Source organism: Paenibacillus sp. DP01 (assembly GCF_044784315.1).
GTDB lineage: Bacteria > Bacillota > Bacilli > Paenibacillales > Paenibacillaceae > Paenibacillus > Paenibacillus polymyxa.
Map to the genome: position 1 here is coordinate 2,147,613 of NZ_CP173059.1, position 13,287 is coordinate 2,160,899.

Genomic DNA, 13,287 nt, shown 5'->3' on the forward strand with positions numbered 1-13,287 from the left:
TAAGGGGGCCTTATATGTACTGGTTGGCCATGCTGACGATGCTGATTGACCATGTCGGACTTGTGTTTTTTCCGACAGATCCGGCTTGGAGAATTGCCGGCAGGCTTGCTTTTCCAATCTACGCGTACGCCCTCTATATGGGCTATACCCGTACCCGAAATATGCGGAGTTACATGCTTCGCCTGCTAGGGCTGGCCTTGATCTCCCAGGTGCCCTATATGCTGGCGTTTGATGTGTATAGACCCAATGTGATCTGGACGCTACTGGCGTCGTTACTCGCGCTGGCTGCTGCATCTCGCATGAAGCATTGGGTGGCTGTATCGGGTCTGTACGTCCTCACAGCCCTGTTCATGGAGCTCAGCCAGATGGATTACGGAGCCTATGGTCTGCTGCTTGTTCTCATCTATCGATACACCCGTTCATATCTGATGATTGCTGCCCATTTTGTTTTGAATGTTGTGTATGATATGGTACACCATGCGAATATTCAGCACTTTAGTCTGCTGTCCAGTATTCTGATTGTATGTTTTGCCACAGGGGAGAGCGGATTTTATCGTCGGGTACCGCGTTGGTTGTGGTGCAGCTTTTATCCCGTACATCTGGCTGTTATTGCGCTAATTCGTATCTGGCCCTGAACTCGAATCCATACAACAAAAGAACCTTTACAACCACGACTTATAGTGGTTGTAAAGGTTCTTTTTATCCTAAATATACTATGCTGTTCAGGATACTTTGTTGGGACCTTGGGCAAAAGGAAGTGGGCGAAGTGGAGCCCCTTCTTTCATATATTGCACCAATACTTCGGGAATATTGTGTATTCCTCCTGCATTGACGCGATAGCCGTTCGTTTGCCCTGGTGAGTTAATTCCTCGTTTCACCGTAAACGTAACGTCAATTCCCAAGGAGCGGCAAATTTCCAACGTCTCCTTGGTATACCCACCATAAGGGAAGGCCAGCACATTCTGATCATTGTGTAGATGTTTAAACAGCTTCTTGTCAGCCATGTCCAAATCGGTATAAACCCGCTGTTTGAACTCGTCCTCGGTTTCCATTCGCCCCAGCTTTTTCGAATACACCGGACCCATCAGAAGTGGTTTTTGTTTGGTGCGCTTTGTGTTGGAGTATCCGTAAGCATGCTGGTCATTGGTATGATTGTAAAAATCAATGCCCTCTGCATGCATCTGATGAATTTGATCCCATGTCAGCTTTGGTATACCAATATGTTTAGGATTGCTGATTGTGGATGTAATGAGAAAATTGGTAGCCGGAACATGATACTTCTTCAACACGGGAAAAGTATCCGTATAAAAGGATTCATATCCGTCGTCAAATGTCATAAGGACCGCATTAGCGGGAACCTTGCCTTTATGTAAAATAAAATCCGTATACTCTTTCATGGTGATCCAATGGAAGCCATTTGCTTTCATTTCGTCCAATTGTTTCGTTAAATTACTAAGCTTGAGAGCACCGGGATCAGGTGGAGTCTTGGTTACTTCATGATACATCAGGACAATTACTTTGTTTTGGTAATATACCTTATCTGGCGTAGGCGTCAGTGAAAATAAATGGCGTACCAGTCGATCTGCATTAGCAGTGCGTGTACGATGAGTTCCTTTGACTACAGGTGTGTGATAAATGTTACGTGCTTCATGCACCAAAATCCCGAGAATAGCTACCAAGCTTATGATGAGCAATGTTCTTTTTAAAAAAGTGTGTTTCATTGAATGACATCCCCCGCATGCAAAAAATTCTGAAAGTATAGAGGTTTATACTAAATATGAAACTAGCAAAATCTAGTCTATCATACCGAAAACACGCGGGGGAAATATCACAACTTTGTTACCTCTGTGTTGCTTGTACAGATACCGAAGATGAGGCCGGGAAGTAACCGATCTCGACCGCATGCTGGATCATATTGCGAATAAACTCCAGGTTGGTTACCGGACACTGTACGCCAGCTTGTTCCAGCAGAGCTGTGGTTACAGAGCAGCCGTAACGGTAAGCTGAATCCTTGGCACCATCACCTTCGAGTTGTCCCATAGCAAGGTGAAGTGCATCTTCCTGAATGCCAGAAGACGGATTCAGCAGCCAAGCGCTGTAATCGTCAAAAGGCAGCGTTTCTACTGCGTAACCAAGCTGGTTTACCATAGCGATCAGTTCATCATATGGCAGTGGGTTCGGATTACAGATATGGAAAATGCGGTTCGCACTTTTTTGTTTGACGGACAGTTCTACGATAGCACGGCTGGCGTAATCAATTGGTGTAAAGTCTGTATGCCAATCGGCTTGTGGAGCTTTGCCCAGCAGCAGCATCGCCTTCATCATACGATAATAAGCATTGCTATCGATATTACGTTGGAAGCGTCCGTTGGCCGAATGGGCTGTCAAATTACCCGCACGGTAGATCGAGACAGGTGTACCTGCTTGAGCTGCTTGGAACAATAACTTCTCTGCCGCAAGTTTACTGTTCGTGTACAGGTTGTCCACGTTCAGTTCATCTGGGAAGGCAGAGAACTCTAATGTCGATTCCCATTTTCCTTCGTTTGCAAGATCCTCAGGTATTCCCATGGTGGAAACATGATGGAAGGAGACTCCTGGCTTAGCTTGAGCGATTTTTAGCAGTTCCAGTGTTCCGGTCACATTCGTGCGATCGAAGGTTGCCGAATCACCAAAATGGCGAACGTCAGCGGCGCTGTGAATGATACCGTCGATGTGGTGCTCTAGCATATGGCGATCGACAGAAGAGAGACCCAGATCCGCTTGCTCTAAATCGCCATAGACAGCCTTGACCCGTCCTTCCATCAAGCTGGAGATATCTTGACCAAAATATCCTGTCAATACGGATTGAATACGCTCAAAGCCAGATGGACCGTCCTGAGAAGGGCGTACCATTGCGTATACTTTGGCTTCTGTCTGGTGGAGCAGGTCATACAGAATGTGTGAACCCAGATATCCTGTGGCTCCGGTTAACAAAATCACGCGCAAGTCGCGGATTTCAGCTAAATCTGAAGCGCCAGGCAACTCAATAGGATGTTCATTCAAATCTGTTTTTTCCCGAGAAATCGCGAGTGACTTGCGCTGCGGCGCTTGTTCTGTACCTAATTGCTCCACGTATTCAGCAAGCTCACGAACAGTTTTGTAGCGGAAGAAGTCTCCAATACGCAGCGCGCCATAACGCGGCTTCAAAATAGCCAGCACATGAATGACACGAAGCGAATCGCCTCCGATCAGGAAGAAATCATCAGTCGCGCCAATGTTATGTTTACCAAGCACTTGTGTCCATGCTTCGGCAATGAGTGTTTCAGTTCCTTCACGGAGAGGTTCTCCGCCGGACGTAAGATCAGACACTTCAGGAAGTGGGCGCAGAGCCAACTTTTTACGATCGATCTTGCCAGTTGGTGAAATAGGCATAGCTTCCAGGTGAATGACATGGGTTGGTACAAAATAGGAAGGCAGCTTGCCTCCAATATAAGACTGTATAACGTCCTGTGGAATGGACTGTCCGTCCGAAGTGGTGAAATAGCCCACTAACATGTTCTGATCTGTGTGATCCTTGACGGCGACAACAGCTACGTCCTGAACACCTGGATGTTTGGAGAAATGGTCTTCAATTTCTCCTATTTCAATCCGGTTCCCCCGAATTTTGAGCTGCGAGTCCTTCCGGCTTACGTATTCAATCGTACCGTCTGGCAGCAGCTTGGCAATATCACCTGAACGGTACATTTTTTCACCTGGGACAAAAGGATTGTCCACGAACGATTGGGCTGTACGCTCCGGCTGATGGAGATAGCCGTGGGCCAACGCAGGCGTAGCAATACATACTTCACCCGGAATATTGACTGGGCAGAGCTTGTTATCGTCGTTAACGATGTACACTTTGTAATTGTAAATCGGCTTACCGATCGGGATATTAACAACATGCTCAGGTACGGCACCACGGACTCGATGGGTCGTCGTCGCTACGGTGCATTCGGTAGGTCCGTATACGTTTACGATGTCTGTGTTTGTACCGAATTTGCTTTGGAACGCCCGAACTTGTGAGCCATACAGTGCTTCGCCTGCTACAGTAACAATCCGAACTTTTGCGAGTTTACGATAACCTTCATCTGACAGGTACGTAGATAGCTGATTAAAGAATACGGTTGGCAAAATAGTAATAATTGTCGTGCCCGTACGTTCGATGGCTTCAGCGAATTCTTCAACAGATACGCGCTCTTCGGAAGACAGCAAGTACAATTTTGCACCGTAAAACAAGGCTCCAATCGTATCCCATACAGAAGCATCGAAGCTATAGGTGGCGAATTGGGTCAATACATCCTGAGGCGTAATGTCACAATCGCGTTGTACGACAGCTCCTAGGTTAACGACACCGCGGTGAGCGATCAGGGCACCTTTTGGTTTGCCTGTAGAACCGGAGGTGTAGATGACATAAGCTAGATCATCTGGACTTACTTCAATGTTTGGATTGCTTGCTGCATAACCTGCCAGTGGTCCGTCAATAGCTAATATTTCTTTTACGGTTTCAATGGACCCGCATAGTTCAGCCGCTTGTTGGGTGAGTGCGGAAGTTGTTAAGACAAATGGAGAACGCGTGTCCTCGACAATGTAGCTACTCCGGTCAGCAGGGTGAGCGGGATCAACAGGAACGTACACGCCTCCGGCTTTTAGGATGCCGAGCAGGGAAATAACGGTCTCCAAGCTTCGTTCCATGAAGATGGTCACGAATTCACCTTTGGTGAGACCTTTGGATAACAAAACACGTGCGACTTGGTTAGCACGCTCGTTCAATTCACGGTACGTATACTCCCCAGTATGGGAAGCAATAGCTGGACGATCAGGGTACTGGGAAGCCGCTTCTTCAAACATTCCGTGAATCGTCTGATGCTCAGGATATTTTACGACGGTATCATTTAAAGCTTCGTGAGCAGCTCGATCTGCGTCCGATAATATGTCAATGGAATTTACAAGTGCATGGCTGTTGTTGAGCGCGCCTCGCAGAAGGGTTGCAAAGTATTCTGCGTAGCGAATCACCGTTGTTTCCAGCAAGAGTGATTGATCATACCGAATCTGTAATTGATAAGTGCCATTGTTATCACGAACAGCCCAGTCCATAATACGGGATTCTACACCGCTGTCTGTAGGAAGTGTTGTTGAAAATGAAGTATCAGCTTGCGGTTCTGCCAGGAATGCATGAGGCTCACGGAGCATCTCCTGAAATAAGCTTGCCAGTTCATGAAAAGTCGTTTCCTTTTCAACTGTCAACGATGCTGTAAGCAGACCGGATTGAGGCACAAAAGTAGAGAAAGAAACTTCTTCCTCTGCGGATAGACGATATAACCATGCAGTATACGCTGATAAGAGCACTGCTTGTTTGTCTTCCGCAGTGTTTTGTTGATTCAGTTGTTCCGAGATGGATGTTTCTAACTCTACTTGATAAGTAGAGGATGTATACTTGCGCTGTATACGTGCAAAATCCAAGGGAACTAGGAATGGGGATGGAGCTGTCTGTGTGCTGTTTTGTAGTAATGAAGCCATTACGCTAACCTCCTGAATGTTTGATGTTTCAATATAAGTGATGAAGCTAATAAATGCCTCCGATCCCTTCAAATGGATGAACAGGAGGGAGGCATCACAGAACGACTTACTTATGAAATATGCATTGAAATCGATAAATGGATATTATGATTTGGTACGGTTTGTGTCTGCAATTTTGAAATAAGATGTAATTTCTTGAAGCTCTTCAGACATGGACGTCAACTTATGGGATGACTCAATGATAGAATCCAAAGAGGCTTTTTGTTCCTCTACCGTTTGCATAATGTGAACACTGTTATTGGCTGTTTTGGTTACGGTGGAGGAAAGATCGTCTGCTGTCGCGGTCATTTCCTGTGTCCCCGCAGATATTTGCTCCGTAGCACTGGATACTTCTTGGATTTGCCATGCTAGATTTTTAGTTGCTTGAAGAATATCATTGAACAACTCGCCTGCTTGTCCAGCAACGACGATACCGTTTTGAACTTCAACGTTCCCTTGCTCCATCGAATTCACAGCTTGTCCGATTTCACTTTGAATTTCTTCAATCAGAGACGTAATTTGTTTAGTTGCCTCCGCAGATTGTTCTGCCAGCTTACGTACTTCATTGGCCACAACGGCAAAGCCTTTACCTTCTTCACCGACACGCGCAGCTTCAATAGAAGCGTTCAGGGCGAGCAGGTTCGTTTGGCTAGAAATTCCTGAAATGGTGCTAATGATATTGCCAATTTCCTGTGAACGGCTGTCCAGCAACTTGATGATACGGGAAGTATTCGTTACTGAATCGGTAATCAAATGCATTTGGGATGATACCTTATCTACAATCTCGTTACCTTCATTCGAACGCTTCTCTACCGAATTGGCTTCTTCCGCCACATTGGAAGAACTTGTAGCAATATTTTGAATGACTGATGCCATTTCAGCCATAGCTCGTGCACTATCGCCTGTCGCTTTTTCCTGTGAACGGATATTATCCGTAATTTCATTGATATTTTGGTTGATGATGTTGGAATTGATTCCGTTTTGCTCACAGATTGCGAGTAATTCCTTCGCAGATTCATTGACTTCATCAGTAGTCTGCTTCACTTTGGTCATAATGCTGTTAATATGGCTTACCATATCGTTGAAGTTCTGATTCACGAGCCCCAAGTCATCTTGGCCAGCATGAATTTGAACATCCAGATTTCCTCTGCTTACTTCACTGATACCGTACATCAGTTGCTTAATCGGAGATAGTGTGCGTTTTACTACCCAATATTGAAGCGCCAGGCAGATCAGTAGGAATATCACCAAAATGGTGGCGCCGCTAATGAGCAGCTTGGTCAATCCGGCAGGTACAGCACCGGCATCAGCATCGACAGCAAAATAGGCAAAGATTTTGCCACTAGGATCTTTAATCGGCGTCATCAAAGTCGTCCATGTACCAAAAGAGTCATCGTAAAAACTGGTGAATGTAGGTTTGCCGGAGTCCAGCATGCTAGTTACGCCTACAGCTACGACATTGGGTTGCTCGTACATAGCGCCGACACCCATTTTATCTTTCTCAAATGATTCTCTCAGATCTGTTGGCATGGCGACAATGGATGTCTGATTGCCATTTTCCAGCTCTGTTCCGAAAATATAGGCGTGAGAGATATTCGGGTTCGTTGCCATGATGTTATCTAGATAGGTACGAAGTTTAGTTTGAATGGGTCCATCATAATTTTTTTCTTGAACCGCTTGGGATACTTCATCGGAATTAATGCCCTGCGCCCACTTCAATGTGATTTTTTCCACTTGCCCATGCAATTGGTCAATCAAAATCGTACGTTGGATCAAATAGCTAGACACAATAAGGACTAGCCCGATCAATACGATATTGAAGAAGGATAATAATAAGTTTTTGGTGAAGAATGATAAGCTACTCCACTTTTTCAAAATGTTCCACTCCCTGGTAGTATTTTTGTATATGGTGTTGAACCGCTTATCGAATGAGATAATCAAGTCCCCCTTACAAACACAATAAATAGAGATAATTGACCCTTGATTTTTTAGAAATAGGTCTTAAGTCTTTTTCAGACAAGTATGATATCCCTATATATATGTCGTACAAAAAGCTCATGAAATGAATACCTAACGCAATAAAAAATTAATTTTTAATAGGTAAAGGTTGTGTGTATTTCAGTATTTTCCAATTTATACTCCTGCTTGAAATTCGAGTTCATTTCAGTCCATAAGCAACTATTCAACAGAAACCATCATACTTTATAATAGAGTCAAATGCACTTATCAATTTGGGACATTTTTCATATTTGAAGCCGCGAATGCTTGATTTATCGCGGTTTTCGTGATTTGTTCGCGAAATGAGTCCATGTATCTATGTATAGAGAAGAGGGATGAGAAAAGTGTCGAGGTTTACGATTTTAAAGGTTGAGAGCGATCATGCGGATCTGCATCATTTGATTCGCAGGCTGGATGAAGACTTGTTGGAGAGGTATCCTGCCGATCAAATTTACTTGGTTGATTTTTCCAACCCGAAAGTTAAAAATATGATTTTCGCTGTTGTGTATATGGATGAAAAACCAGTTGCTTGCGGAGGGCTTAGGCCTATAGATGCGGAAGAGATGGAGCTTAAAAGATTTTATGTTGATTCCTCTTATCGCAGACAAGGAATTGCAGTTAGCCTATTATCTTTTCTGGAAGAGGAAGCCAGAAAGCGGGGAGTAGTAAGGATTAATCTAGAGACTGGAGCAGCTCAACCTGAAGCAATTGCCTTCTATACCAAGCAGGGATACGAACCTATTGAACGATTTGGGGAGTATGAACACGATGAAAATAGTCTTTGTTATGGTAAAAAGCTGTCTCTGTCTTTATAAAGCGTTCTCATATAAAATAGATGTTGATCAACACTAGCCTATATAGCGGGAGAGATGATAATGAATTTGAAGCAAAAAGCGGCCGAAAAAGCAGTTGAGGCGATTCAGGAAGGTATGAAAGTAGGACTTGGTACAGGCTCGACAGCCTATTGGGCTATTCAAAAAATCGGAGAGCGTGTGGCACAAGGATTACATATACAGGCTGTAGCTACATCCCAAGCCTCGGAGGATCAGGCCAGGGAGCTGGGAATTCCCATCATTCCGTTTGATCAGATTGGGAGGCTTGACGTTACCATTGACGGTGCAGATGAGGTGAATGAGCAACTGGTATTGGTAAAAGGTGGAGGCGGTGCTCTGCTGAGAGAGAAAATTGTGGAAAGCAATACCGATCGATTAATCATTATTGTGGATGAGTCCAAGGATGTGAAGGTACTGGGCGCATTCCCTTTGCCGGTCGAGGTGGTGCCTTTTGCCAGTGAATGGACGTTAGAGGCTCTGCGGCAGACAGGCTGTAAAGCGGAATGGCGTATGAAAGACGGCGAGCGCTTCCTTACGGATAACGGAAATTATATTGCCGATTGCCGCTATGGTACAATCGAGAACCCGCAGGAACTGGAAATTCGCTTGAATCAGATTCCGGGTGTAGTCGATAATGGACTGTTCATTAACATGGCGGATCAAGTTATTATCGCACGAGCTAATGGACAAATTGACGTACGGAATAAATAATGTCTGGTAACCGTCTGTTTTATAATGTAGCATTCGTGTTATTGATATTATATACAGGGCTTCTATTATATTGGATGTTTCTCGGTTTTGGTCGCACGCTGCGTCCAGGACCTCCGTATTCATATAATGTTGTTCCCTTGGATACGATCGGGCGATACTGGCGGGCCATGCATTCTTCCCCTTTTCGGGTATGGGGTGTTAATTTGCTTGGGAATATTGGTGTGTTCATTCCCTTCGGTATTCTTTTGCCGATCATTTGGGTATCTATGCGAAGGGTAGGCAGGCTGCTGTTAGTGGTGGTGGCCGCATTGGTCATTCTCGAAGTAACCCAAATGCTGCTGGGCGCAGGTACGATGGATGTGGATGACATCATACTGAATGTACTGGGAGTATTATGCGGACGTGTTGCCTACGTATTTTTACGTAAGAAATTAAGAATTGAATCATAATCGCCCTGCTCTCGATATCAGTATTTAATGACTGGTCGAGGGCAGGCTTTTTTACATAATGAACGGCAACTTTCGCATAATAGATGGTAATTCCTTCAATACAGACTGTAAAAGCAGGAAGGGAAGCGCTTAAACTTGACAAAAGTACGCAATTAAGATATCTTGGAATAAAGATATGAGTAACGGAGGCTGTTAATATGTCTGTAAAACCAGATGATCAGGACTTAGCGCTTAATTTGTTCGTTGTTCTGGCTCGTGCCTATAATTCGGTCACGTCTCGCACGAATCGGGACATTCATAGTCATGGATTAAATACAACTGAATTTGGTGTGCTTGACCTTTTGTATTATCGCGGACCGCAGCCTTTGCAGAAGATTGGAGAAAAGGTACTGATCTCCAGCGGGAATATTACGTATGTGGTGGATAAACTCCAGAAAAAAAACCTGCTTACCCGCCGTGCGTCACAAGATGATCGGCGTGTAATTTATGCAGAATTAACTGATGATGGACGTCATTTTTTTGAGCAAATATTCCCGCAGCATCATCGTGTTATTATGGAGACTGTGGATGGCTTATCCGTGGAAGAGAAGGAGCAGGCTATTCATCTGCTAAAAAAGCTTGGACTAACAGCTGAGGGACAGAAGAGTAACGGATCATAAGTGTTGCATTTTCTGGTTAAATCAGCTTTAAGATAAAATACCGACTTTTCGGTATTTTATTTTTTTGTCTAATTTTGGGCAGTGGGGACGCAAATCAGGTATAATTGTCTAATAGTCTCGATCTGAGGTCATCCCTAGAACCTGTTTCATATACAAATACCTTGTCGGGGAAGGAGCTGTACATGAGTATACAGCAATATACCGCAGGTGAGTCGCTATTGATGCAAGCAGGAGATTTGGCTGAGCTAGTTACCCACAAACAATACGAATTACAGCCAGATCTTTTGGAGCGCTTTGGGGACAACGGTAAAATAAAGACAAAACAGGACTCTTTATATAGTTTGAACTATTTAGCTGAAAGTGTAATCGTGAGCAGTCCTATTTTATTTACGTATTATGTTTCCTGGTTAAAGAGACTTTTAGAAGGTTTCGGCATAACCCAAGAAGATTTGATCATCAATTTTCAATTAATTCGGGAGACATTGGTAGAGCACTTTCATCACAGGGAAAAAACGGTGGTGCTGGAGCATTTGGAATTGGGGATACAGCAAATTGGGAAGAAAGAGGAGTACGCCTCTTTTATTACAGATGATAATCCCTATGCTGCCGATGTGGCTCAATATTTGGAATATTTACTGTTTGGTAATCGCAGACAGGCTTTGGATTGGATCATCCATTTGCTAGATGAAGGTATGTCTATTCAACATACTTATAAATATATTTTTCAAATTTCGCAATATGAAATAGGTCGTCTGTGGCATGAAGGCAAAATTACGGTTGGTCAAGAACATTTTTGTACTGCCGCGACTCAGTTTATTATTTCCAGTCTGTATCCCAGATGGATAGGTGCTGGAAATAAGGGACGCAGCCTCGTAGCAGCATGTGTAGGCAGCGAGCAGCATGAAATAGGTCTGCGTATGCTGGCTGATATCTTCGAGATGGATGGCTGGGATACGTACTATTTAGGTGCCAATGTACCTGATCGGAGTCTGCTTCAGGCCATTGTGAGCTACAACGCAGATGTGGTGGCTATCTCAGCTACCATGGCTTACCATGTCCATCTGGTGAAAAAGCTGATTACTGTGATCCGCCAAAATACAACTACAAGTCATGTGAAAATTATGGTCGGTGGATTGCCCTTTAATCTTGATTCACACTTATGGCAGGAAGTGGGAGCCGATGGATATGCACCAGGTGCGGAGGAAGCGCTGGAGGTAGCAGAGGACATACTTTCGCTCAAGAGATAATGTTAGTGTTGGCAACCCGTAAGTCATTTTGTAAAGGGGGCCTTTTAATATGAAGGAACCGACAGCAGAAATGGCTGTCCTGCGGAGAACGGTCGAACAATTAACGGATGAGGTTCTGAAAAGCAAGGCTGAGGAAGAAAAGCTGCTGAATGAATTTTCAGCAATGAACAACGAACTGGTCAATCTGCAGCGTCAGCTTGCCAAAAGCAATGCGGAATTAAAGCGGACAAAGGAAGAAGCGATAAGGGCTAATGACCTGAAGAGCACTTTTCTCGCCGTGGTTAGTCATGAATTTAGAACGCCAATGAACGGAATTTTGGGGATGATCGAAATGTTAGCTTCATCCAAACTATCTCCAGATCAGCGGCAGGCCATCGGTGTGATACGTGAGTCGGCCTCTCTGCTACTAAACATGATTAATAATCTGCTCGATATATCCAAAGTAGAAGCAGGACAGATGGAGTTAGAGATCGGAAATGTCAGAGTTCAGGCGATTATGAGCCATGTTGCCCAGTTGTTGGAGCCGCAAATTTATCAGATGGGCAACCAGTTGAGTATAGAGACTGATCGAGCCGTGGCAGAGCATCTCGAAGGAGATTCGGCAAGGATTATGCAGATCTTGCTTAATCTGTTGAACAATGCAAATAAATTTACAAGCGAAGGGAACCTTGTTGTTCGGACAAAATTGGTTGAGGAAACTAAAGATTCCCAACGTGTTCGTTTTGAGGTGCAGGATTCGGGCATCGGGATTTCAGCGGAGGATCAGGACAAGCTGTTTCAGCCTTATGTGCAAGCTGGTGAAGGCAGCGCCTCCCAATATGGAGGAACGGGACTGGGGCTGTGGATATGCAGCTCATTTGTGAAACTTATGCAGGGAGAGATTGGGGTCGTTAGCGAAGAAGGCCAAGGCTCCACGTTCTGGTTTGAAATTCCCTTCAGGAAGGTATCAGGACAGGCAGTTGAAATAGAAGAACATGAAAATGGTGAATTGACGGTACGTAGCGAGTTGCTTCGTGAGCATAGTCATTCTCAAGCTATTTTGGTAGCAGAGGATAATCGGGTGAATCGTCAAGTAGTGCAATTACAGCTTAACCACCTGGGATTTCAGCATATTGACTTTGTCGAGGATGGACAAGCTGCAGTAAGAGCGGCCTCCGAACGATCCTACGCCTGCATTCTAATGGATCATCATATGCCTTTGCTAAATGGTCATGATGCGGCGAAAGCGATCCGCCAGTGGGAAGCAGAAAACCAACAGCCGCCTGTGCCGATCATTTCTTTGACCGGAAATGTGTCCGAGGAAGACCAGGCTCGTGGGCGGGTGATTGGTGTGAACGATTACTTGATGAAGCCAGTGACGATTGAAAATCTCTCAGAAAAGCTGGCCAAATGGCTACCCATTCCGGAATCTGAGCCTATTTTGGATGAGGATGTTATTCGTGAGATCATGCTGCTGGACGAGGATGGTAGCACGGGATTACTTGAGTCATTGGTCGAAATGTATACCAGTGATACACCTGCCAAAATCAACAAGTTAAAAGAACTGGTTGCTGCGGGCGAAGCCACAAAAGTAGTAGAGGCTGCTCATGAGTTGAAATCAGGCAGCGTGAGTCTGGGTGTCGGGCGTTTGTCCAAATTGCTGTCTGATATTGAACAGCTTGCACGGGAGAACCGACTTGAGAATGTACAAGGGAAGTTGTCTGCGCTCCAGTCTGTCTATCAGACAACGTGTTTAGAACTGGAACGTTATATTCACCAGTCGAGACTGTCTCCCCCTTGTTAGACTTGTACCTAGAAGGAGGACCTAAAATATATA

General features: G+C 44.7%; 10 protein-coding genes. 7 read left to right on the forward strand and 3 right to left on the reverse strand.

Annotated features, from left to right (window positions below; all coding sequences use genetic code 11):
* Positions 1–14 precede the first annotated feature (14 nt).
* Positions 15–635, forward strand: a complete 621-nt coding sequence (locus ACH59B_RS09685; protein ID WP_017425778.1) for a TraX family protein — start codon at positions 15–17, stop codon at positions 633–635.
* Between the two features lie 87 nt (positions 636–722).
* Here ACH59B_RS09685 and ACH59B_RS09690 read toward each other — a convergent pair whose 3' ends face one another.
* The 3 genes from ACH59B_RS09690 to ACH59B_RS09700 all read right to left on the reverse strand — a co-directional run bounded on the left by ACH59B_RS09690 (position 723) and on the right by ACH59B_RS09700 (position 7,449).
* Positions 723–1,721 (reverse strand): polysaccharide deacetylase family protein, encoded by a 999-nt coding sequence (locus ACH59B_RS09690; RefSeq protein ID WP_017425777.1) that lies wholly within the window; start codon positions 1,719–1,721, stop codon positions 723–725.
* Positions 1,722–1,839: 118 nt separating this feature from the next.
* A complete protein-coding gene (locus ACH59B_RS09695; protein ID WP_404303637.1) occupies positions 1,840–5,535 on the reverse strand; it encodes an amino acid adenylation domain-containing protein in 3,696 nt (1,231 codons plus the stop codon).
* 144 nt (positions 5,536–5,679) lie between these two features.
* On the reverse strand, positions 5,680–7,449 hold the full coding sequence (locus ACH59B_RS09700; protein ID WP_016819213.1) for a methyl-accepting chemotaxis protein: 1,770 nt from the start codon (positions 7,447–7,449) through the stop codon (positions 5,680–5,682).
* A gap of 467 nt (positions 7,450–7,916) precedes the next feature.
* On the opposite strand from ACH59B_RS09700, the gene ACH59B_RS09705 reads away from it, so the two are divergent.
* The 6 genes from ACH59B_RS09705 (at position 7,917) to ACH59B_RS09730 (ending at position 13,254) form a co-directional block, all read left to right on the forward strand.
* Positions 7,917–8,387 carry a GNAT family N-acetyltransferase gene (locus ACH59B_RS09705; protein WP_017425775.1) on the forward strand — a complete coding sequence of 157 codons (471 nt, stop codon included), beginning with the start codon at positions 7,917–7,919 and terminating at the stop codon, positions 8,385–8,387.
* Positions 8,388–8,447: 60 nt separating this feature from the next.
* Positions 8,448–9,116 carry a ribose-5-phosphate isomerase RpiA gene (gene rpiA, locus ACH59B_RS09710; RefSeq protein ID WP_016819237.1) on the forward strand — a complete coding sequence of 223 codons (669 nt, stop codon included), beginning with the start codon at positions 8,448–8,450 and terminating at the stop codon, positions 9,114–9,116.
* A complete protein-coding gene (locus ACH59B_RS09715) occupies positions 9,116–9,565 on the forward strand; it encodes a VanZ family protein (RefSeq protein WP_017425774.1) in 450 nt (149 codons plus the stop codon). The genes rpiA and ACH59B_RS09715 overlap by 1 nt, the downstream gene beginning before the upstream one ends.
* 197 nt (positions 9,566–9,762) lie before the next feature.
* The gene (locus tag ACH59B_RS09720; RefSeq protein ID WP_013309820.1) at positions 9,763–10,224 is read left to right on the forward strand and encodes a MarR family winged helix-turn-helix transcriptional regulator; all 462 of its coding nucleotides are present in this window, start codon (positions 9,763–9,765) and stop codon (positions 10,222–10,224) included.
* A 182-nt stretch (positions 10,225–10,406) separates the two neighbouring features.
* Entirely contained in the window at positions 10,407–11,471 is a 1,065-nt protein-coding gene (locus ACH59B_RS09725; protein ID WP_017425773.1) for a B12-binding domain-containing protein, read from the forward strand.
* A 49-nt stretch (positions 11,472–11,520) separates the two neighbouring features.
* Positions 11,521–13,254 (forward strand): ATP-binding protein, encoded by a 1,734-nt coding sequence (locus ACH59B_RS09730; RefSeq protein ID WP_017425772.1) that lies wholly within the window; start codon positions 11,521–11,523, stop codon positions 13,252–13,254.
* Positions 13,255–13,287: the final 33 nt, after the last annotated feature.

What these genes read in the sequence shown, in the direction of transcription:
- ACH59B_RS09685 (WP_017425778.1), top strand. Translation starts at nt 15, where the DNA reads ATGTACTGGTTGGCCATGCTGACGATGCTGATTGACCATGTCGGACTT.
- ACH59B_RS09690 (WP_017425777.1), bottom strand. Translation starts at nt 1,721, where the DNA reads ATGAAACACACTTTTTTAAAAAGAACATTGCTCATCATAAGCTTGGTA.
- ACH59B_RS09695 (WP_404303637.1), bottom strand. Translation starts at nt 5,535, where the DNA reads ATGGCTTCATTACTACAAAACAGCACACAGACAGCTCCATCCCCATTC.
- rpiA (WP_016819237.1), top strand. Translation starts at nt 8,448, where the DNA reads ATGAATTTGAAGCAAAAAGCGGCCGAAAAAGCAGTTGAGGCGATTCAG.
- ACH59B_RS09715 (WP_017425774.1), top strand. Translation starts at nt 9,116, where the DNA reads ATGTCTGGTAACCGTCTGTTTTATAATGTAGCATTCGTGTTATTGATA.
- ACH59B_RS09720 (WP_013309820.1), top strand. Translation starts at nt 9,763, where the DNA reads ATGTCTGTAAAACCAGATGATCAGGACTTAGCGCTTAATTTGTTCGTT.
- ACH59B_RS09725 (WP_017425773.1), top strand. Translation starts at nt 10,407, where the DNA reads ATGAGTATACAGCAATATACCGCAGGTGAGTCGCTATTGATGCAAGCA.
- ACH59B_RS09730 (WP_017425772.1), top strand. Translation starts at nt 11,521, where the DNA reads ATGAAGGAACCGACAGCAGAAATGGCTGTCCTGCGGAGAACGGTCGAA.